At 33.6% G+C, this 23,302-nt stretch carries 18 protein-coding genes; 7 read left to right on the top strand and 11 right to left on the bottom strand.

The window, feature by feature from the left end:
• Nucleotides 1-105 precede the first annotated feature (105 nt).
• Nucleotides 106-792, top strand: a complete 687-nt coding sequence (locus IPO86_03785) for an alpha/beta fold hydrolase (GenBank protein MBK9727221.1) — start codon at nt 106-108, stop codon at nt 790-792.
• Between the two features lie 193 nt (nt 793-985).
• Here IPO86_03785 and IPO86_03780 read toward each other — a convergent pair whose 3' ends face one another.
• Entirely contained in the window at nt 986-2,185 is a 1,200-nt protein-coding gene (locus tag IPO86_03780; protein ID MBK9727220.1) for a hypothetical protein, read from the bottom strand.
• Between the two features lie 27 nt (nt 2,186-2,212).
• Entirely contained in the window at nt 2,213-2,623 is a 411-nt protein-coding gene (locus IPO86_03775) for an OsmC family protein (GenBank protein MBK9727219.1), read from the bottom strand.
• 228 nt (nt 2,624-2,851) lie between these two features.
• On the opposite strand from IPO86_03775, the gene IPO86_03770 reads away from it, so the two are divergent.
• Both IPO86_03770 and IPO86_03765 read left to right on the top strand, forming a co-directional pair.
• Nucleotides 2,852-3,712, top strand: a complete 861-nt coding sequence (locus IPO86_03770; GenBank protein ID MBK9727218.1) for a hypothetical protein — start codon at nt 2,852-2,854, stop codon at nt 3,710-3,712.
• Nucleotides 3,713-3,722: 10 nt separating this feature from the next.
• Nucleotides 3,723-4,283: a hypothetical protein gene (locus IPO86_03765; protein MBK9727217.1), complete on the top strand. Its 561-nt coding sequence runs from the start codon at nt 3,723-3,725 to the stop codon at nt 4,281-4,283.
• 130 nt (nt 4,284-4,413) lie between these two features.
• On the opposite strand, the gene IPO86_03760 is transcribed toward IPO86_03765, so the two are convergent.
• From IPO86_03760 to ftcD, 8 genes are all read right to left on the bottom strand, one after another.
• The gene (locus IPO86_03760) at nt 4,414-4,950 is read right to left on the bottom strand and encodes a GNAT family N-acetyltransferase (protein MBK9727216.1); all 537 of its coding nucleotides are present in this window, start codon (nt 4,948-4,950) and stop codon (nt 4,414-4,416) included.
• A 464-nt stretch (nt 4,951-5,414) separates the two neighbouring features.
• Nucleotides 5,415-8,351, bottom strand: coding sequence for a DNA polymerase III subunit alpha (locus IPO86_03755; protein MBK9727215.1), 2,937 nt, complete (start codon nt 8,349-8,351; stop codon nt 5,415-5,417).
• Between the two features lie 164 nt (nt 8,352-8,515).
• Entirely contained in the window at nt 8,516-8,851 is a 336-nt protein-coding gene (locus IPO86_03750; GenBank protein ID MBK9727214.1) for a hypothetical protein, read from the bottom strand.
• Between the two features lie 248 nt (nt 8,852-9,099).
• Nucleotides 9,100-9,495, bottom strand: coding sequence for a hypothetical protein (locus IPO86_03745; protein ID MBK9727213.1), 396 nt, complete (start codon nt 9,493-9,495; stop codon nt 9,100-9,102).
• A 112-nt stretch (nt 9,496-9,607) separates the two neighbouring features.
• The gene (locus IPO86_03740; GenBank protein ID MBK9727212.1) at nt 9,608-10,093 is read right to left on the bottom strand and encodes a macro domain-containing protein; all 486 of its coding nucleotides are present in this window, start codon (nt 10,091-10,093) and stop codon (nt 9,608-9,610) included.
• A gap of 285 nt (nt 10,094-10,378) precedes the next feature.
• A complete protein-coding gene (locus IPO86_03735; protein ID MBK9727211.1) occupies nt 10,379-11,386 on the bottom strand; it encodes an outer membrane beta-barrel protein in 1,008 nt (335 codons plus the stop codon).
• Nucleotides 11,387-11,421: 35 nt separating this feature from the next.
• Nucleotides 11,422-13,098, bottom strand: coding sequence for an MFS transporter (locus IPO86_03730; protein MBK9727210.1), 1,677 nt, complete (start codon nt 13,096-13,098; stop codon nt 11,422-11,424).
• 33 nt (nt 13,099-13,131) lie between these two features.
• Nucleotides 13,132-14,820, bottom strand: coding sequence for a glutamate formimidoyltransferase (gene ftcD, locus IPO86_03725; GenBank protein MBK9727209.1), 1,689 nt, complete (start codon nt 14,818-14,820; stop codon nt 13,132-13,134).
• A 45-nt stretch (nt 14,821-14,865) separates the two neighbouring features.
• On the opposite strand from ftcD, the gene IPO86_03720 reads away from it, so the two are divergent.
• The 3 genes from IPO86_03720 (at nt 14,866) to IPO86_03710 (ending at nt 18,600) form a co-directional block, all read left to right on the top strand.
• On the top strand, nt 14,866-16,296 hold the full coding sequence (locus IPO86_03720) for a hypothetical protein (GenBank protein MBK9727208.1): 1,431 nt from the start codon (nt 14,866-14,868) through the stop codon (nt 16,294-16,296).
• 192 nt (nt 16,297-16,488) lie between these two features.
• The gene (locus tag IPO86_03715) at nt 16,489-16,995 is read left to right on the top strand and encodes a hypothetical protein (GenBank protein MBK9727207.1); all 507 of its coding nucleotides are present in this window, start codon (nt 16,489-16,491) and stop codon (nt 16,993-16,995) included.
• A gap of 48 nt (nt 16,996-17,043) precedes the next feature.
• On the top strand, nt 17,044-18,600 hold the full coding sequence (locus tag IPO86_03710) for a T9SS type A sorting domain-containing protein (protein MBK9727206.1): 1,557 nt from the start codon (nt 17,044-17,046) through the stop codon (nt 18,598-18,600).
• Between the two features lie 855 nt (nt 18,601-19,455).
• Here IPO86_03710 and IPO86_03705 read toward each other — a convergent pair.
• A complete protein-coding gene (locus tag IPO86_03705; GenBank protein ID MBK9727205.1) occupies nt 19,456-21,666 on the bottom strand; it encodes a T9SS type A sorting domain-containing protein in 2,211 nt (736 codons plus the stop codon).
• Nucleotides 21,667-21,816: 150 nt separating this feature from the next.
• Between IPO86_03705 and IPO86_03700 the strand changes: the two genes are divergently transcribed.
• Nucleotides 21,817-23,235, top strand: coding sequence for a hypothetical protein (locus IPO86_03700; protein ID MBK9727204.1), 1,419 nt, complete (start codon nt 21,817-21,819; stop codon nt 23,233-23,235).
• Nucleotides 23,236-23,302 lie beyond the last annotated feature (67 nt).

The following is a 23,302-nucleotide window of genomic DNA, read 5'->3' as shown; positions in this document are numbered from 1 at the left end:
TGCAACACTTTCAAATTTCAAATGCATACCTTCTGAAAATTGAAAAATTACTATTCAAGTTTATCATTGTGTCTTGAATTTAACACGCTTATATTTGCGGTTCATATGCAAACAATTATACTTTTACATGGAGCCTTAGGTTCTAAAGAACAAATGAGTCCGCTTGCAAATTTACTATCCATTCATTTCAACGTACACATTTTAGAATTTTCCGGACACGGCAAAAGTGAAGACTCAGAAAATGAATTTAAAATTCCTCAAATGGCTCAGGAATTAAATGATTATATTCAATTCCAGCAAATCGATAAACCATTTATATTTGGATATAGTATGGGCGGCTATGTCGCACTATATCATGCCTTTCTGTTTCCAGACAAAACAGAAAAGATCATTACCCTAGCAACAAAATTTGACTGGAATTTAGAATCCGCTACCAAAGAAGCTAATCAATTAAATCCTGACATCATGCAAACTCAAATACCTGCATTTGTTGAGCTTCTTGAAATCAGACATGGCAGCAAATGGTCAAATGTTGTACAAAAAACAGCTCGTATGATGATCGAATTAGCGGATTCTAATCTACTAAATCCAAATACATTGTCTACCATAAAAACAACAAGCTTAATTTGCCTCGGAGATAAAGATAAAATGGTAACATTCATAGAATCCGAACAAACCGCAAGCGCACTCCAAAATGCAACTCTTAAAATATTAAAGGATACGCCACATCCATTTGAAAGAGTTAAACTCGATAACCTGGCTTTTGAAATAATCGAATTTTGCAATTCTTAAAAAAATAAACTAAGTTTTAAGGAACACTTGATTTACTTAAAATAATGAAATTTAAAAGTGCTGAATATACACTTCTAATAATATTTCAAAAACACAAAAATCTAGTGGAGTTCCTTTCTTTTGTTTTAGAAAAACACGAATTCCAAATCGATAAATATTTCAGCTTATTCAAACAATTCACGATGAATAAGTCTTATTTACAAACTTTATTAAATGCTTCCCAATATCCAGGAAATGATTTATTCACGACTTCTGGATTTACAATTTCAATTTTACGAATTACATTCAATAAACTAAATGCCATTGCTATGCGATGATCCATATGTGCTGAATACACTTTTTCAATATTCGAATTAAATAAATCCATTCTATAAAAACCAGTAAGCTGTCTTGAATCATTCTCATACAATTTGATTTCAACAGATTGCACTGATAGAAAATCATTTAATATCTTCAAACGATTTGATTCCTTATGGACCAGATGCTGCAAACCCCTGAATGTTGAAATTATTTTACGAATTGCACAAAACATACAAATTGGTGGAAATAAATCTGGACAATTTGTAAAATCAAAATCAATAGCATCTGGCAGCAGTGATTCATTCTTGATTATATGGATCCCGTCCGCTTCAATAATCGATTCAATTCCAAAATTTAAAAAAAAACTCGCGATCACTTCATCCCCTTGCAAACCCGACATTTTTAATCCAGGAAAATACATACTGCCAGAATCTTGCAATGCAAGCCAGGCATAAAAAAAGGAAGCAGAACTCCAATCAGAATCTATTCTGTAATCAAGCATTTGATATTTCCCAGAAAAAACTTGTATAGAACTTAGGTTTTTTATAAATTGGACTCCAAAATGCTGCATTAATTTTAAAGTCATATTGATGTAAGGTTCAGATACTATTTGATTCGTAAATTGTATCTTTAATCCGTTTTTCAAATAGGGAGCAATCAGTAGCATAGCAGATACAAATTGACTACTTATGCTTGTATCAATTTGAATTTCTTCAGGATAATTTCCATGAATTCCTTGCACTATTTTTACGGGCAGTTTACCATTCTCTTCTAAATATTCGAATTCACAATGAAATTCATTTAAAACCTTTAATAATGTTTGTATCGGCCTTATTTTTAAGGATGGTCCACAAAAAATTGTTTTTACCTGGTTCTCATAACACAGAAAGGCCAGCAAAAAGCGCAAGCTTGTTGCACCTTCTCCGATATCTAAAATCTCTTTATCAGATTGCAAACACACATATAAGTCTTTTGTGTCTTGCGCTTCTGAAAGATTTATTAGATTCAGTTTCCAGTTTGTTAAAGCATTTAATATAAGTACTCTATTGGAGATACTTTTAGATGCCGGAAGATGTATTGAAATTGAATCCATTATACTTTAAATCGATTGGATGATCTCTTATTCGCTCCAATGAAAGCGGATTACCTGAATAAGTTCAGGATGCAGACTTTTTGCTACCGGACAAGTATGTGCAGCATGTTCCAGGATTGTTTTTTCTTTATTGGTATAACCATGATTTGGCATGTAGACATCCACTTCAATGGAAGCAATTCGACGGGGTTCACTTGCCATAATTTTCAATACTTCTGCACGTACTTCCTGCATTTGAATCGAATGGGTTTGTGCAGCAATTCCCATGGTTGTAATCATACAATTTGCAAGTGAGGTGCAGGTAAGGTCTGTAGGTGAAAATGCAGCACCTTTTCCATGGTTATCAATGGGTGCATCCGTCAAAATCACATTTCCACTTTTAAGATGTCTGGATTCAGTTCGTAAATCCCCTAAATAAATCACTTCCGCTGTTTTCATAAAATCATTTTAATAAATTAAAATACTAGATTAACGCTTAAATACATTTAAAGATCAAATTTCCCTGATTTATAATCAATTTACAAATAATAATTTACGTATAAAATTAAGAAATATACATGAAACGAAATGGAAATGATTAGATTTGGAATGAATTAGAATTTTTACTGATTACACGAATAGAATTTTAAACCTAAATAGCCCTAAAATTAACTAATTTAAATGATTATGAAATTGTATGACAAATCAATAATCAAAGCACAAATGACACAAACGACCAATAAGTCCTTGAGAGGATTATTGTCTTTGTCTATATTATTCATGGGATCCTTATTATTAATTGGAACAATTTTAGATCAATTAGGGGGTACCTTATTTCAATCTTACGAAGAAATCATCCACAAATTTAACGAAGGCATTTTCTACTCCTGTATCGGTTTAATCTGTGTTGTACTTGGATTAGAACGAGCCTTAGATATCGCGCGAATTGACAACACACTTGAAAAGCAAAACGGTATACTTGAATCTATAGACGCTCATATATCAGAATATCGTCAATACAAATTATTAGAAACGTATCACGATATTTACAATATCTCATTGCAACTCATTGAAAAAACAAGATCCAACATCCGTTCTGTTGTATATGCCAATTCGCCAAAAGCACCGGATAGTTGGAATGAGCGTGTTGCTGAAATTTTAAAAAATAAACACGATGCTGGTTTTCCTGTTCAGTTTGATATTGTCATTTGCATTAATCCTGAGGATATGAATGAACAATTTATTGAAGCAACTGAAAGGAGATTTCAAATTTTTAAGAATTATGGTTCTGATATTTTCTTCCATAGATATGTACAAAACATGGAAAAAACAATAGGATATGATTGTTTAATTTTGGATGATTGCCATTTAATTTTAAGCTTTCCAACCATCCTTTCAAACAAAACTCAAAAGGCAGTATTTTTTGAGAATCAGGTAGACACTGTTAGCCAATTTATTAATTGGTTTAATTCCTATGCTATGTTTGAAGCTATTTCAATGAAAACCGCCATTAAAAATATTAAATTGAAACAAAAAGACATTTCATAAATTAAATACTATGTTTAAAATTTGTAGCATTCTCGTTTTTTGTATTGCATTCTCAAGTTGCAGTGACGACAATACCAGTATTGAAGAAAAGCCTTTCACTTCTTTTATTAATAATTCCGGTGTTGCCATTGATACTATAAAAAAAGCAACAGAAGTATGGGAATATGGATTTCGATTTAAACCCTTAGCTAATGGTACTATTACAAAATTAGGTTTGAAAGTCCCTGTAATCGGTTCTTTCAATGTGAAATTATACAAGCTTTCCAACAATCAGCTGCTCGCTCAAACATCTATAAATTCTACCAGTGAGGTGGGTGAATTTTTTGGAGACATTCCAGATTTAAAAGTAAATGCAGGTGATGATTTAGGACTCGCCATTGTAGCGGATGTTTTTTTCAAAGTAAGGAATCTTAGTGGTGAAACTTTTATGTTTCCGATTACGAAAGATAATATCAGCATTCAATCCTTTCATGAAGAAATTTGTGGACCAAATGGCTGTAATGCCTTTCCATCAAATACAAATAGTCAGGTGATTGCTCCTTGTGTAAATCTTATTTTTGTTAAAGAATGAGTACATAGTTTTAACATTCTGTCTGTTATTTGTATATCGATTTTTATCTAAAACCTAAAGGCTGGACTATGCTATCATTAAGGCTGCTAAGTCAAGTAAGCTGATGGTTAGTTCTTAAAAATTAATTTATTCAAACGCTTGAATTTTTCTGAAATTCTTCAAGTGTTAGTTCCCATTTCCACACTTCTCCTTCTTCAGGATCTAAATCATAACCAATAAAACGCAAGCCACAATATTGTAATACTTTTACAGATGCATTTTCAACTGGTAATGTATGTGCTCTTACAATTTTAACTCTTGAATCTTGAAATCCATAATTCACTAATGCGTTAGCAATTTCTTTGGCAAAACCGCGGTTTCTCTTAGAAGCAATTACTTCGTATCCTATTTCAATGACGCCATCTACAGTAGGTTTTCCTTTAAAACCGCAGGTGCCTATCAACATATTTTTAGCATTTAAAATTGGCAAATATGCAATCCAATTATTTTCCGATTCATCTTCAGTTTTTGTGAGTGCCCACTGAATTGGTCCATCGCCAAATTCAGTCCAGAGTTCAGGAGCTTCTATATTTAATAATTTTGCAACTGCTTCTTTACCAATCAACATCGCTTCAAGTATTTCCTTATTGCACGGTATCAATGTTAATCGCTTCGTTTTAATTTCCATAATGTTTTAGCCATTTAAGGCACAAATAACGATATTTTTTGTTGCTTATAAAATTTTATCATAATGTTTTAGCTCTTAATAATTTAAAATCCAGAATTATAAATCTGTTTTTACATTCTGGATCAATAAATTCAATATTACAAATTTATTTCAATTATGGTCGCAAATTCAATACAATACAAAAATTCTGAAATTAAAAAGTAAAAGAAGCAATAAGTTATAACCAAAGTAAGTGCAATACACTTAAAGAACAAATTTGATACTCAAACTTAATTGATCATTAAGTATAGTAACTCCTATAATTCAGCTTCTATCCATGAGATTGGGTTAATTATGGTAAACTCTCTTTTATTTCCATCAAACATTAATTATAATTAAATTTTGTAGTTAGGTAGAATAATAAAATCTCCACATCAAATTCAGAATAGTGCTGTTTGGCTCTTTTCAAAATAGATATTGCAAAATTAATATCGTGCATCTTTCACATATGGCAATTTCTTCATTTGGATGACTTCGATACTTGCAAAATCAAAATCATCAACCACCTTGCCGCGAATCCAATAGCATCCACGCCCTTGAAATGGGTTATGTTCGAGACTCGGTGGGAAGTGGGTGGTATCAAAAAAATGCCCTTCACGATCAAGCCAGGTTCCAAATGCCATCAATTTACCTTGTTTTGTTCGAACCGGTTTTTGCGTTACATAATACCCAAGAATTTCAACCTGCCGATTCATAAATTTTTTTAAACCATTTGCTAAAACAGCCGTATTGTTTTCAGTAGCAAGCAATTCAAATGGATTGCATAATGGAAAACCAAGTAATTCAATTTCATCAAATGCCTGATCATAAACTCCTTCTTCTAGTGTCGGTATCGTAAAATGTTCGCTACCATCTGCAAAAAGATAAGATACCAACGCATGATGTTTACCCATTTCAGGAACTGAATTTTTCTCCCACATCAACTCGCCTTTGGTCATTCCAGTAAAACGCAAAGCTCCGATTCGAATTAATAATTGCAATTGCTCCCGACCCATAGGCACCCGTTGTATAAAGTTTTCAAGATCGAGATACGGTCCGTTCTGTTCTCGTTCCCGAACGATTCGTTTTCCAATAGTTTGTTCCAGCGATTGAACATGAATAAAACCTATCCAGATTGTAGTAAGCTTAATATCTGTGAGATACTGACTGTTATTCACACAGGGAGCTTCAATTTGAGCTCCACACATACGCGCCTCATGAACATATATTTCCGTATTATAAAATCCACCAAAATTATTAATCACTGCAACCATAAATTCCAGTGGATGATGGGCTTTGAGGTACAAACTTTGAAATGATTCTACTGCAAAAGAAGCCGAGTGTGCTTTACAAAATGAATAACCACTAAAACTCTCAATTTGTCTCCATACTTCCTGTGTAAGTTCATCTGAATAACCACGTGCTTTACAATTGCGAAAATATTTTTCCATTAGATTGCGAAAGGTATCCGAACTTTTTCTTTTCCCGGTCATAATGCGGCGCAATACATCCGATTCATCGAGGTCCAATCCTGCAAAGTGATGCACAATTTTCATAACATCCTCCTGATATACCATGACTCCAAATGTTTCCTGTAAATTTTCTTTAAAAACAGGATGCAGATAATTTACTTTTTCAGGTTGATGAAATCGTTCGATATATTCTCGCATCATACCAGATTGCGCTACTCCGGGACGAATAATACTACTGGCTGCTACTAAGTGTACATAGGTTTCACAACGCAATTTATTAAGCAATCCTCGCATCGCAGGAGATTCAATATAAAAACAACCAATACAATGACCGGAGCGCAATTGTTTACGAACGCGTTCATTATTCTTGATGGCTTTAATGTCATGGATTTCAATACTTTTTCCTTGATTTTTTCGGATCAGATCTACGGAATCTTTAATATGGCCTAATCCGCGTTGACTCAAAATATCATACTTGTGAAAACGTAAATCTTCGGCCCCATACATATCAAAATAAGTAATCGGAAATCCTTTTGGCATTTGCAATAAAGCGGTATGATAGCTCAGTGGTCGCTCAGAAATAATTATACCACCAGCATGTATGGAAAGATAATTTGGAAATTTTTCAATCGCTTTTCCATAATTAAAAATATGCTTTGCATACGCATGATGTTTGTGACTGGCTTTCGGTTGATCTACAATCAAATCTATATCTGCTTTTGGTAATCCAAATACTTTTCCTAATTCGCGGATGATAGATTTTCCTTTGAAGGTATTGTAGGTAGCAAGTAATGCAGTGTATTCTCGTCCGTATCGTTCAAAAATATATTCCGTAACATCATCGCGTTCACTCCAGGAAAAATCAATATCAAAATCCGGCGGACTGGTACGATGTGGATTAATAAATCGTTCGAAATAGAGATCGAGTTCAAGTGGATCGACATCCGTAATATATAGGCAGAAAGCGACAATGGAATTGGCACCGCTTCCACGACCTACATGATAATAAGCTGCACTTTGCGCATACCGAACAATGTCCCAGGTTATTAAAAAATAGGCACTAAATCCGAGTCTGTGGATTACCTGTAATTCTTTTCGCACCCGATCCATGGCCCGATCATTATGAATTCCATAGCGACGGCGGCAACCTTGAAATGCTAGTTTTGCAAGGAGTTTATAGTCTCCTTCTGATTTACCCGTAAATGATTTGCGATTGTTATCGTCGTGAGATGGCATTTCGAAAACACATTGATCAAGAATAGCTTCTGTATTAGCTATAATTTTTGGATACTGAGAAAAGGCCTCCCGGATTGCGTCCGGACTGAGAAATAATTCGTCCGGATCTGCGCAATCGGTAGGTTCTAGTTGACCGAGCATGATGTTAAGGTCAATGCAACGAAGCAACTTATGGATGCGAAAGCCCTGCCCGTTAAGAAAACTAACTGGGCTGAAAACTACGAGTTTATCCAAATGAGGACGCAAGGGGGAAGAAAAGAGGGCAGGAACTTCCGCAGGCTTAATTCCTATATATTCAAAGGATTTGAGATGTTCTATGGGACACGATAGCTTCCGGTATATGACAAAACAATGCTGCCATTCAGGAGCTCGCTCAGGGATTTCTAGCTTTTCAAAAGAACAGCGGGTCAACAGTTCATTGATTTCCCGAATACCTTCCGCATTTCGGGCTAAAGCTGTAAATCGATGCTTGTGATCTTGTCTGAATTCCAATCCATAAACCGGCTTGATTCCTAGTTTCTCACACGCTCCTGCAAATGCATATGCCGCCGAACAATTATTAATATCTGTTAAAGGCAACACTGCAATCCCCAACCGGGCCGCCTCTTCGGCAAGCTGCTCCGGAGATAAGGTTCCGTAGCGAAGAGAAAAGTAAGAGTGGACGGAGAGAAACATTTAAATGGCTTCTGGCTGCTTAGGTTTAATAGAATCCTTTTTGTCGTAAATACTATCTAAAGCATAATCAATATTTAAACACCATCTTTTCTATACTAAATATGCTTCCGATAATTAAATTGAAATCAGGATCATAGATTGCCGAACGAAAGGTCATCAACAGCTTAAAATTTATAGCTGTTACTATTCATAAATTGACGGAAATCATACGTCTGTTTTGTTGAAGGTACCGGCAGATCTTGTCCAATATATGTCCTCCATTTTGCTGTTGAGAATGAATTATTTGATAATTCTGAAAATTCAAAAAACTCCCGTTTCGAAAACCTGAAAAATCCATCCACTAGTAAATTCACAATAGATGTTGAATTGTGTTTCCATTGTTTGAAATTAGAAAACGAAAGTCCTAATTCAGAAATTTGGACCAGGCGAATTCCTAAAATAGGTAGTTTTCGAGCTAAATTCCAGCTTTTATGACCTTCAAAATGTTTAATTCTATACATTTTCAATTATTTAAATTTTTACAATTCAATTACGCGACCTAACAACACAAACCCATATGTATATAAATGTCGGTTTATTCGTCAAATGTATAACGTATTTTCGTCTATTGCAAATTTATTTTTTGTAAACTGCGCTAATGATTTGATAATCAAGTAGAAAAAATATTCGATTGGTCGAATATACCGACACTCCATGGTTCCTTAAAGAACCCATTAAACAAAAAATGAAATAAATGAAAGGATACTTATTATAAAGTATTTAAAAAATCATCCAATTTATGAAGTAGATTTTCTTCTTTGTGATTGATACTCTTAAAAACACTGGCGATACCATTACAGGTATGTCGAATTTTGGATTGCGTTTCTGTATCAAATAAATGCTTATGTTCCTTAGCGTAATCTATAAACTCATTATAAGCATCTTTATAGGAGTAATCATTATCTTCTAACCATTCAAAAACGGCTTCTATTTCAAATGCTAAATCCGTATTGAACTCATCTACAGGATCATCCACTGATTTCCAAATCTGATTGACCTCTTCATGCAAGGTTTCCAATTCGCGTTCCGTAACATTGCCATCCGCATCCGCGACTGCATAAAATAAATAGGCTAATTTTTCGTAAAACGATTCCGGTTTTTTCATCAGAAGCTAAATTAATGCGCATTTGACAATTGACAAAGAATTCCAGATTTTATTAAAATAAACCTGGAATTCTTATCAAATTATTTAAAAATGATGATCAAACTGCAAAAAATTAAAGTTCAATTGCAGCAAAATCCTTTTTATAAGTACTGTATACAAAAACAGGGATATCAATGGGACCCAGAATTTCTTCAAGGATTGGTCTAACTTCTTTCCAATCTAATCCACCAACACCTGTTGATAATTTGCTAATTGCTAAACTCTTTATTTGCTCAACTTCAAGTTGTTTTACAAGATTTTTTAAACAATGTCGTAAAGAAACAACGGAGGCTTTGCCTGGATGGCCAGATGCGCTTTGTGGCGCTTCTTGTGTCATCAAATTAAAAATTTTATGCTGATCTGCACTTCGCCAATACCATACTTCACCTGGCTTCGGATGAAAGGTTTGACAAAAATGCCTAAAATCCTTATACATAGATGGATAGTTCTCCCGCATACTTAATGCAAGCCCGCTATCAAAATGATCCATTGGCGCAACACCATGTGCTATCGCATCGGCTTTACTTAATAAGATATCGCCTTCAACTTCTTTAATCATAAATTCATATTTTCCACAAGATTTCAAATTAAATAACACAATTACGTTGATCCGAATCATGAAAACAAATGATATGAATCATTCAATTACATTCTATTTATTTTGATTCCTTGAAAAGGATAAATAAAACAATCCATAAAATCAGATGAAAGAAATTCCTGATCTAAATTAATAAGAAAATTAAAAAAAACGAAATTCTTTAGAAAAGTACTATGACTATATATACTTTGGAAATACAATTCTAAAATTGCATCTAATACGCATTCGATATTCCAATTGTAATAACTAAAATATCATAATTCCAACTCTCCAGGGATTGTAATCATAGATATCAGAATTTTTAAAAAGTTTACTTAAATCATAATTAAATGCCAAATGAACTCTTTTATAACCAATCGATGCACTCACGCCATACATTGTTTTCTCAAAGTTATAATTCTTATCCAAAAATAATTCTGCTTCTTCGCCTAAGGGTGTTTTGTATTCTAAGGATTGTTCATGTTGCGTTAAAAAACCAAAATAAGCTCCAACATTGAATACAAATGATTTTCCTTTATACTGCAACCCTACTGGAAATTTAAAATACCCGATATGCAATGTTGAGGTTTCAATACTATCAATCAAATTAAAAGTTGGTAAATCATTTTGCAAACTGAGCACTTGTACCTTTCCATCCTGTGTAAAATGTCTACGGTCGAAGCCAATACCATAATATATTGAAAATGGACCTCTGTTTTTACCCAATTTGGTTTGTAATAAAATATCAAACTCACCAAACCAATTAAATGATTTCCCAATTTTAAATTCTGGATAACTTACAGATGCTACTGTATTATTTTCTGCTAAGCCATTCCAAAATAAGCCATATCGCAATTTAAAACTAGTTCTTCTTCCTGCGCCGGTAATTAAATTAATTGGATTTGAAGGAGGCGTAAATTCTGGCATCTCCGTAGTTTGATTTTCTTCCGGTATGCTATCCATATTAAATGACAATTCACCTGTATTTTCGCCCATACTTTGGTCGGAACTTTCTGCGGGATTAAAATATTCAGCACGTGCATAATTGTCAAAATTTGAATATGCCAAAGCACTTAATTGATTAAGAATTTCTGCATTCAGCTCTATAAAACTTGCGGTATCTATTCGGCCATTACTTAATAATTGCTCAATCATTTGTAAACTATCTGATAGATTGTAAAGGTCTTTATTAGCTACCTTTAAAGATTGTACCGGATTTTGACCAAATAAAGAACTACAGGTAAGTAGTAAAAAAAGTCGAACGATCATTTTCATATAAACTATTTTATTGCCTTAAAGGTATGAATTTCCTATGAATGGCTGCTGCTAATTTGTTGATCATAATCAATTCCTTGTTTTCTTAAAATAGATTTAACAGCCCATGCGAAAAATGTTAAATAAGCAAAACACACAACCGTTATCCAATATGATTTATGAATACCTACACTTGCCAGATCGGCTAATTTACCTTGAAGTGGTGGAATGATAGCTCCTCCTAAAATCATCATAATCAAAAATGCTGCACCTTGCGTTTCATATTTACCCAATCCAGCAATGGATAAAGAAAAAATACAGGGCCACATAATTGAACAAAACAAACCACCGCTAAGAAATGCATAGATAGAAATAGTACCTGTTGTCATTAATCCAATAATCATAGACACCATAGCTAAAGAACTAAACAGCATCAATGTAAATACGGGTTTATCTCCAGCAAGAAAAAATGCAAAAATTAAAACGACTACACAAAATCCATAATAATATAACGGACTCATATCTTTAGCAGCTATCGTATTGACTAAAATTACAATGCCGAATGCCAGTAAGGGTATTAGGATCATTAGGATACGCTTCCAGGTTGATCCCGGATTAAAAACCGGAATTGCACCAGTCCATCTGCCGATCATTAAACTACCCCAAAACATGGAAATATAAGGTGTAATAGCCGAAGTCTGCAAACTCCCATACGCGGGTGTTTTAAGCAATCCACCCAGATTACTTTGGATGGTCACTTCCACGCCTACATATACAAAAATGGCAAACATCCCTAAAATCAATTGCGGATATTGTAACGCACCCCAACCTATTGTGTTTTTTCGCGATCTTAAATATGCATAGGATAAGCCAATGATAACGACTAACAAAGCCAAAATCAACCAGATCATTCGTTTCCATTCGATAGCTTGCAATGCTTCCGCTGAAATGGTATCAGAAACATTTCGATAACTATTAAATACAGGCACAAAGCAAGCAATTAATCCAATGGTGATCAAAACCATGGTTATTACTGCTTTGCGTTCCGGTTCAATGACTGCAAGATTAATTCCATCCGGAACTTTTTTAGAAAAAGCAAACAATAAGGCCGCCATTAAAAATAAGAGTCCGACACCCATATATAAACCAGTCACCCGATCTAAACTTAAAGATTGGATTGCTGTATCATCGTAATGTGTGGCGCCAAATAATGCAAGTGCCACTACTATAGGGCCAATCGCTGTGCCAAAGGAATTAATACCTCCCCCTAAATTTACCCGATGGGATCCTGTAGAAGGATCGCCTAATGTAATAGCAAAAGGATTGGCAGCAGTTTGTTGTAATGAAAAACCAAGGGCTAAAATGAAAAATGAAATCAGAAAAAACACAAAACCGTTTTCTTTTGATCCGGTTTTAACAGAAATAATCATGGCAATGGCACCCAACAATGAAAATAACAATCCATAAACAATACTTTTTTTATATCCCCAGCTTGAAACCAGATCTTTTGATTTAAATGCACTAAAGACGAATAAAAATAACGCACCAATATAATAGGCACCATAAAAAGCAAAGTCAACTAACTGACTTTGAAATTGATCCAGGCTAAAATAATTTTTACAAAAAGGTATAAATACACCATTTCCGGATGCAATAAATCCCCAGAAAAAAAATACCGTTATTAGGGTACTTAAAGCCCCATAATTTGTTTGAATTTTAGTGGTTTGATTCATTTGTTTGTTTTCGTTTAAGAAGTTTAAATCTACTTATTTTGTTTGAATGCTATTTTTAATATAAATGAGAATTTTTTGAACTTCAGCAATCGTTTCCAATTCAATTTTTAATGCCTTTTCCAAATATTTTGATTTTTTATCTCCATCTTCTAATCCAGCTGCATTTATCTGGACATTTAACCCAGCCCCGCATACAGCAGCCTGAATACAAATTGCACCAACACCAGCATCGCTTATTGAATTTGGATTACCGCGCTCCGCCATGGCCTTCATGTAAGGTACACAAGATGCTGCAACTTCCATTGTTTTTAAAGGAATTTCAATTGCATAAAGATTTGCTTTCCGAATCGCCTTCTTCCGATTTGCTTTTTCTTCAAGACTTGATTTTGGCAATCGAAATGCATCCATAATCGCATTAAAAGCTTTTGTATCTTCATCTACTAAATATAATAATTCCGCGATTTTAGCTTGGGTTTTTAAAGCGGTTTCTGAAAAGAATTCAAATTGATCTTCATAACCTTTTTTATGGGCAGTCAAATTTGCCACCATAGCTCCTAAAGAAGCGCCGAATGCTCCAACAGCAGCCGATACAGAGCCACCTCCTGGAGCTGGGCTTTCCGAAGCCGTTTCTTCTGCAAAGTCAAGAAGGCTTAAATTTATAAGTTTAGTTGATTTTTCTTCTAGCATATACTCTATAATTCTTTTCTGCGGATCAAATGTAGATAAAGCATTTAATCCTAAAGATTGAATGGCCAATTGAATGCATTCTTTTTCACTGATCCCCAATGATCTTTGTTGTTTTCTTAAAAAATATTGACCCGCTTCAATCAATGCCCGCTTTGGTACCAAGCCTACCAATTCTGAACCGGTTACTAACAAACCATAGGTTTCAGCAGCTTTTCTGCATGCTTCAAATGCAATATGCAATGGAGTTTCATTCATATTGGTAAGATTCATAGAAACTTGTGCCAATCCATATTCCTCAATATACCATCCAATTGCTTTTAATGCTTTACAGCTTCCCGGACTTCGAACTATTTCTCCAGCCTCATTTTTTACTAATTTTCCGGTAATTAAATCCTTTACCGGGCGACCATTTTCTCGAATATCAAAGGCAATTTCGTTGGCCAGTTTTACAGATTTGGTATTCAGATTTACATTGTAAGCAATTAAAAAATCCCGCGCACCAATAACCGTAGCACCTGCCTGTTGATTAAATTTTACAGGACCAAAATCAGGTTGCCACTCCGGAAGCTTCATCTTTTCTTCAAAACCTTCATATTCTCCACTGCGAATATCGGCTAAATTTCTGCGGGCATCTACAGTAGCTGAAGCTTCATATAAGTATACAGGTATTTCCAATGCATCCCCGACGCGTTCTGCTAATTTTTTGGCATATCCTATGGTTTCTTCCATACTGATTCCTGAAATTGGTATTAAAGGACAAACATCGGTAGCTCCCATCCTGGGATGAGCGCCTTGATGGGTTCGCATATCGATCTTCTGAGCTGCCATTGAAATAGCCCTAAAAGCAGCTTCAATCACAGCTTCTGGCTCACCTGCGAAACTAATTACTGTCCGATTGGTCGATTTCCCTGGGTCCACATGCAATAGTTTAACACCTTCCGTTCGTTCTATTTCGGAAGCAATGGCTTGAATAATTAATTCGTTTCTACCCTCACTAAAATTGGGTACACATTCAATAATTCTTTGAGCTTTCATTCGTTCTTCGTAATTATGTGCGAAAATAATCGCTTATTTTTTAATATGCCTATCAAGAAAATTTCTTTTATAGTCCTTTCACTCTTCATCTTAACGAGATTATCAACACAATCCATTTTAATCTCGCCCGATATATCTATCAAAAATGATTTTTCATATTTTGTACTTGCACATCCAAATGGCAGCTTTTCTTTATTAAGAGATAAGTCATTTAAAATTAGTTTTCAAACACTTTTCCAAAATTTTGAATGGAGTATAGAAAAAAATATTGAATTACCAGGAAAAAAATGGAGACTCCTGGATTTCTTCGAAAATCAAAATGACATCGATATTTTTTATGTTTCAAAAACTGATGAAGAATACAATTTAAATAAAATTACCTATAATGCTCAAGCTGAAATTCTGAATCATCGGCCTCTTTTTGAAGGTGTTACTGTTTCTATAAATGAAAATTTAAAAATTCAGAATTCCACTGATAAAAATTGGATTGCCATTGGCTTCAATGATTTGAATAATGAAAAACATCTACTCCTGTATAATAGACTTCAAGACTCCGTTTACTATGCCATCAGTCTGGCTAAAATTGCTAAAGATGATAATATCAGTATTCACGAAGTAGAACTTAGCAATGAAGGAATTATTTATGTATTTGGAAGACTCAATGAATCCACATTCAGCAAGAAAAAAAACCAAACGATCGTTAGTAAAATTGACTTACTAGGAATTAAATTTCCGAATGTCATCCTGCCTTTTGAAGATATCTATTTTATGAATGGTTATGCGAAAATTGATGATGTAACAAAATATTTAAGTATTGGCGGATTGTATTCAGATAAAAATAATCAAACGCCAAAAGGATATGTAATTTGCTATTTGAAACCAGATTATAGTTTATCTGAACCGGCCTTTGTTCCATTTAGCACTGAATTATTAAAAGAGTGGAATGGAAATAGTAAAAAATCGATTTTATCAAATAGTGAATTGAATACCCGTCAAATTGAATTTAGCAAAGATAGTGGCTGTTTGATTTTTTATGAAAATACAAAAGAATTAAGCAGACGTCCTTATTTTAGTTCTTCAGATCCAACAGGAGCGTATGCATCAAAATGGTTTGATTATTATTTTGATGATATTGTAATTGCTTCTTTTGATAAAAATGGCAAATTGAATTGGGACAGAGTCCTTCATAAACGTCAATATTCTCAAGATGACGAGGGTTTATTTAGTTCGTTTTTTATTTTCCGCACAAATGCTATTTTGCGAATATTATTTAATGATGCGATCAGTTCGGAAGGAACAGTTTCAGAATATTTATTAAAACCAAATGGTGATCATATTCGAAAGAGTATCCTAAATACGAGTTATAAAAATTTGAATTTACGCTTTAAAGATGCAATCGAATTAGATGCTCAAAGTGTATTAGTACCCAGTGAAAATAATGGAAAGTTGAATTTAGTTAAAATTATCTTTGATTAATTTTAAGGTATCCATTTTTTTGGGATCTTCATTTGTAAATTAAAAATAGGAACTTCCAGGATACTTTGTATTAAAAAGGGATCCTTTGATTTTTACTTATATATTGAAGTTTTCAAAACAATAAAGAATTCCGGCTTTTCTAAATTAAACTTTAAATAATATCATAAGTCTAAACTAGATGATTACCATTTCATGATCCGGATTTTAGCTTTTATCATTGTATCCTTGTCGATATTTATAAAACTTTATGGTCAGAGCCCATTTAAGGTTTATTTCTTTTTGTTAGAGGATTGTAAAATAAGCAAAGCATATATTCCGGAAATCCGGAAATTAATAAAGGAGTTTGAATGTGATAGTATTCACTTTAAAGCCTACTTTCCAAATCCATCCTCAGAGCAAACACTTGTAAATGAATTTGTTAGGATATATAAACCGGGAATGGATTGCATGTTGGACGCGCAACAGTTGATGGCCAAAAAATTTGATATTACCGTGATGCCAGAAGTTGTCGTATACGCAGAGAAAACAGACAAAATTATCTATCAGGGTCGGATTGATAATCTATTTGCAGCCATAGGTAAAAGACGATCAAAAGCTACTGAATATGATCTGAGAGATTGTTTGCTTAAAATTCAAAAAGCAGAAACGATCCTACCAAGAAAAACAGAAGCCTTCGGTTGTTATTTAACCCGATTATAAAAATTGTAATTTTATAGCCTTACCTTAGTATTCGAAATGCAAAATAATATGAAATATTTTTACCTTTTATTGCTTGTTTTAATCTTTACATTTACTTTACAATCGCAAAATTATTCTGATAAAATTGCGAGTCTTATTTATACGCATTGTAGCAATTGCCATCGACCCGGCGAAATAGGTCCTTTTCCTTTAACGAATTACGAAGAAGTTAAGGATCGGGCAGCTTCCATTAAATATGTAACAGAAATAAGATACATGCCACCCTGGAAACCAGACCCTGGCTATCGAAATTTTCAACATGAAAATTTCCTGTCTGATGAAGAAATTTCAGATATTGGAAAATGGGTAGATGCTGGAATGCCGCGTGGAGATGTTTCAAAAGAACCTGCTTTTCCTAATTTTCCCAAAGGTTCTCAAATTGGGACTCCGGATTTGGTAGTGTCTTTTACTCAAAAGTACACACATCTTGGGACGGGTTATGATGAATATAGATATTTTGTCCTCCCCACCAATTTGACTGAAGATAAAGAACTTGTAGCACTCGAAATGAGACCTGGTAACCCAAAGATTGTACACCATACTTTATTTTGGGCTGATAATTCAGGTAAAGCACGCGCAGAAGATGCCAAAACTCCGGAATATGGATATTCAGGAGGATCCGCTATAACTTTTGGCGAACAATTACCAGGTTATGTGCCTGGTCAAAAACCAAATCAATACAATAATGGTATGTCTCAAAAAATACCAAAAGGTTCTGACTTAGTATTACAAATGCATTTTGCACCGAGTTCAGTTGATCAGGAGGACAGTTCTTCTGTAAATTTATTTTTTGCAAAGCAAGCTTCCAAAAGAACCGTTTATAGCAAAATCCTATTGCCAACAGATTTGGTAAATGGACCCTTTATCATACCTGCAAATACAGTGAAACAATTCCATGCGGTCTATAAAATTCCAACGCAAGTAAGTCTTTTAGGAATTTGGCCACATTGCCATATGCTTGGGAAAGATTGGGAAGTGTATGCTTTATTACCAAATGGCACTAAAATTCCATTAATAAAAATTGGAGATTGGGATTTTAATTGGCAAGGAGGTTATTATTTTCAAAAGTTAATTGTATTACCGACTGGTTCAGAAATCCATGCATTTGCAACATACGACAATACCGTTGATAATCCAGTGAATCCATATTCTCCGCCCAGAGCAATAACCTGGGGTGAAAGTACCAAAGATGAAATGTTTTATCTTCCTTTATCGTATGTGCTTTATCAAGCAGGAGATGAAAGTATTTTATTAGCGGATGAAGATATTACGGGTTATGGTGCTTCCAATGTAAATATCAAAACAGAATTAAATCCTATATTTCCAAATCCGGTTACGGACGAATTAAATATTCCATTTGTTTTGAATGGGGATCAACAAATTCAAATAAATTTATTAGATCTTATGGGTAAATCCATTGTTTGTTTGGTTGATAAGCAAATGTATCTTCAAGGACAACATATTCTAACAATAAAAACTCCTAAACTTGAAAATGGAGTATATATGATTCAACTCAAAACTAAAGTAGGTAGCTGGACTCAAAAGTTACTGATACAAAAATTATAGGTATTGAATTCGATAGGGTAGGAAAACTAAAAAATAGTTTTTATATTCTCCATTTATTTAATAGCTAAAAGAAATTAAATGGGTCAGGATAAAAAGTTGAGGAGTGGTCCAAATTCAAAAATTAGAATAAGCAATTCTAAATGAAGTCTAATTCCCAGCCCATGTGCATCTGAACCCCATTCCCCTTGAAAGCCTGCCTGCGGTAGGCAGGGGGCTTTTGATTTGTAATAAATTCAAATTTTTACTCCTGGGTTAAATTTTAACTACTCACACTTTTCTAGTAAAAAGGATCAAAAAAATAAAGTAAAAATTAAATCCCCCTTTAAGGGGTTGGGGGTTCATTAGGGACCTATTAATGACTATGAATTTAATTTTATCCTTTACAAATTTTCAAAACACTTTTCAAAACTCAATTCCATAAAATTAAAAAACCGGTCAATAGTTAAATCGACCGGCTCCGTTCACAATATGTAGGAATTCCCATAGTTCAATACATACAGCTTTGAAAAATAGATGCTTTTCAGAATGTTCTATTTATTTCCAAATAGCATTAATTATAGTTTACAAAAATTTATTTGTTAATAATAAAAACTAAAGTATTCATAATTAAAATTCCAATATTATAAGATAACTCCAATTCAAATCCAAACTAACATTTAATATAAAAACCTCCAATTTATTTCTGCGTACATTCAATTCGGAATGTTTATTACAATTCAATTAAAAACATTCACAAACTATCTCTAAGCACTGCTCCAAACAAAATCCCGATACTCCAAATTCGAAATACCGGGATTAGAAATCTTACCTCGTCACAAGGTTTACAGGCACAGCGTAAGCGTTCTTTGCCAGCCCTTAATTTTTAGTGCAGATCTCAATTCTGCTATTAAAGATGGTATTTTTTGAATCCACAATTTTTATCAAATAAATTCCGGATTTTAAATATTTAGAAAGCTTAATCTTACTAAATTTTTCAAATAATTTTTGATGCATAACTTCATGACCTAAAAGATCATAAAGTATGAAATCCTTTTCCGGAGACAGGTGTTCAGATTCTATCGTAATAAAATCGGTCCCCGGATTTGGATAAATGTTCACAATCGTGTTTTCAGGATCGGCTGGCTCTACAGATACTATAATAAAATCTTTGGCCAGTGTGTGTATGGTGGTATTTGTAAGGATCGGCGCATTAAAATCAAAATAAATAGAGGCTTCATTTAGAATTTTTGATTTCAAGGGTGCATTTACTTTACTTTGAATTGAATAATTTACATAACCATTTGATTTTTCTTCATCAATGGATTTGTAAGGAAGATAAATCGGGTCAAAGCGGAAGCTCAATACCCGATTTATCAAACTAAAACTAAAAGGATGAGATGCATCCAGAATCTTTAAACTTCTTAAATCCATCCATTCACTCAAAGTATCAACAATTACAACTCTAAACGCAGTGTCATTTCCAGTATTCTGGAATCGAATTTTATAATCAATGGATCTTTGTAAATCCACAAATTGTTCAGGACCATAACCTAATGGCATACCAATTTTATCATTTGGATCAAATGAACCTCTGGAAGCCTGGCAGTCAATGGCAATATTGGGATCTTCTTCATCTTCTGCAAACATTAAAAAATAGCCGGTACTAAATGTACCAGAAGTATTTCTTCCACAGGCTTCTAAGGCAAGTGTCGGTTGGGAATGGCCTGGGTGATTTTTTACCTGATCTGCTATCAAACGATAACAGGTTCCATTTGCAGGATATTCAAAATCCTGAAATTGTCCCGCATTTAATTTTATATCCTTTTTTAATCCAGGCATAATATCGTCTTCTACAATCCAATACTGTGTAGATTCTAACATATTCTGCGCGCCTGTATTTTGAATCCTGAATTTTGCTTTCCCATTCTCACAACGAGCATCCAATTTAATACTGGCACCAGACCAATTTGGAGATGTAAAACAATCATATTTTGGTAAAATTTCAGCTGAAACACAATGCGTTTGGCCAACTTGTGTAGTAGCACAATCAATATTTACAGTAATTGAAAAATTACCAGATTGAAACACATCCAAATTTCCAACATTAAATTCAACATAGGGCAATTGAACTAAAGAAACCGGGATACTGGAACTAATAAATTGCATATAAGGATCTAACTTAATCCTTATTTTTGTATTTAATTCCGGGATCGTACCTTTATTGCTATACTGTATGTAATACTGGTAATCTATACACCTTCGCACCACAGGGGTTTGAATTTCTACCTGTAACAGAGGGCATGAAATAATAGATTGAATACCATAATTAAAACTTAAAAACTTAGTAGTAGAATCGATTAACTGGATTTGATTCTGATTGCATGCCGACCAAACAGGCGTTTCAGGAATTACAGAAAAATGATGCAATCCAAATTCTGATTTTGAATAAAATAATTGCTGCGGATTTTTATAAATAAATACCTGATTATTGAAACTATCAATTATAGTATAGTGCGAAAAAATGGGTTCCTGGGTTTCATAGGTACAGGACTTATTAATATCATAGTATGCATTGAAAAAACTTGGGATCGCAAGAAATGGATCACAAGAAGAAAATAATTTAACATTGAGTGTGTTTGTAGCGGCATCAATAATTTCAACCGGAGTTGGAGATTCCACCATTTTATAACAATGCTTTAAAGCTGGATTCGATTGCCATCTAAAACGGAATAACACTTGTCCGTCTGGAATGCTTAAACCAAATATAAACGGAACATCCCAGGTTACCGTTAAGGTACTGTTACTGGTATTGTAAAAAGTATTACTGCCAACTGAAAAATTTGGTATATTTATTTGATCCATGGAAATAAAACGGCCAAGATTATTTTCTTCTTTTAATGAAAACTGCATAGCCGATATGTTCTGAAATTGCGTACAACGCAATTCAATAATATTGGTATCTCCTACCCATCCCTGATCTACCAGGTACATGGTAACTGCATTTTGTGCTTGGACGGATGATACAAAACCTAAGACCCAAAAGAGGGTTACAAAGGCTAGCATTCCGTTTCTGATAAATCTATTCATGGCTCTGGCCTTAATTTTACAATACAAATGTATTTCGCTAATAACCGCTTGGGAAATAAAAAATTTGTAATTTGTAGCTTGTAATTTGTAATAAATAATTTTATATATGTGACTATCAACATATTATAATTTTATATTGTAGTATATATTATGAAAAATCCTCAATTCATTGATCTTTATTTAACACTAATCCCTCGTCAAAAACAAGGTTTTAAGAAATATTTAGCATCTCCTTTATTTAATACCAAGCCTAAACTACTAAAAAGCCTTGAAAAAATAGATGAAATGATCGATGAGGATATAGAAGAATTGAAAAATAACTTGTTTCAATTTCTCTATCCAAAACTAACTTTTGAAGATGTTAAACTGCGCTTGCTATTCTCTGAGCTCTTAAAACATTTGAAAAACTATATTTATGTTGAAGAAAAACAAAACTCAGAATTAGAACGCGAACTCTCCTTTATTCGGTTTCTGCGCAAAGCAAAACATATTAATCTTTTTGAAAATCAAGCAACTGCTTTCAGACAACAAATCCTAAATAAAAAGGAATGGAATCCCGACCTATTCGAATTGAGGTATCAGGTAGATATGGAGCTCTTGTCTTATGAATCTTTTAAAAATCGTTTTAGTTATTTTGATTTTGCCGAAAGCTCTGAAATTCTTGAAATTTCATCTATGCTTAAACGCTTACGAATCTATCTTGAACAACTTTCCCATGAATCCATTGGTGCCACCACTTTAGAATATCCATTAATTAACTCCTGGGTAGAATATGCCGAATCCAAGAATTGGTCAAAATATCCGGAAGTACAAATTTACCTGCTGGCTTTAAAAATGTATCAACATCCAGAAAAAGAAGAATATTTTGTGGAATACTTAAAGAGGATTCAGCAATATGAAGTTGATTTTGATTTCGAAAGGGGCCGGGAAATTTATCTTACTGCATTAAATTATTGTATCCGTAAGATCAACCAAAATAATACAAGTTTTTTTAAACAAACACTGGAACTATTTCAACATTGTGTAAAATCTGGTTGGTTGTTGGATTACGGGGTGATGAGCTCCTTAACTTATAAAAACATTATTGCCCTTTGTATTCGAATGGATGATTTAAAATTAGCAATAAAATTATTGGAAGAATACAAAAATCTTGTAAATCCAAAAGAGCGAAATACCATCTATAGCTTTAACCTTGCTAAAATTTACAAAGAACAAAAAGAATATTCAAAGGCTCTTTATTTATTAAATACCAGTGTATTTAAAGATCCACTCATCGAATTAAATGCACGGGTTGAAATGATTAAAATTTATTATGAAATCAAGGAGGATGAATTGATGCATAATCAAATTCAGGCTACCAGAAATTTAATTAAACGATCTAAAAAACTTGGATATCATCGGGAATATTATACCAACTTTTTAAATACTGCAAATCGACTATTTTCTACTCGCCAACTTACTAAAACAGAACAAGAAAAATGGCTCATCGACATCCGGGCTGATAACCGATTAATAGAAAAAACATGGTTGTATAATATGGTGGATCGAATAAAGAGCACCGGGAATTAAACTCTAAATTATTTTTTAATTAAAATCAATGTCTAAACGCCTTGATCTATTTGAAGGAAACCAAAAA

It is taken from the genome of Saprospiraceae bacterium (assembly GCA_016717265.1).
Lineage (GTDB): Bacteria > Bacteroidota > Bacteroidia > Chitinophagales > Saprospiraceae > Vicinibacter.
The sequence above is the reverse complement of the archived record's forward strand: the minus strand, read 5'-3'. Positions and strand labels throughout refer to the sequence as shown.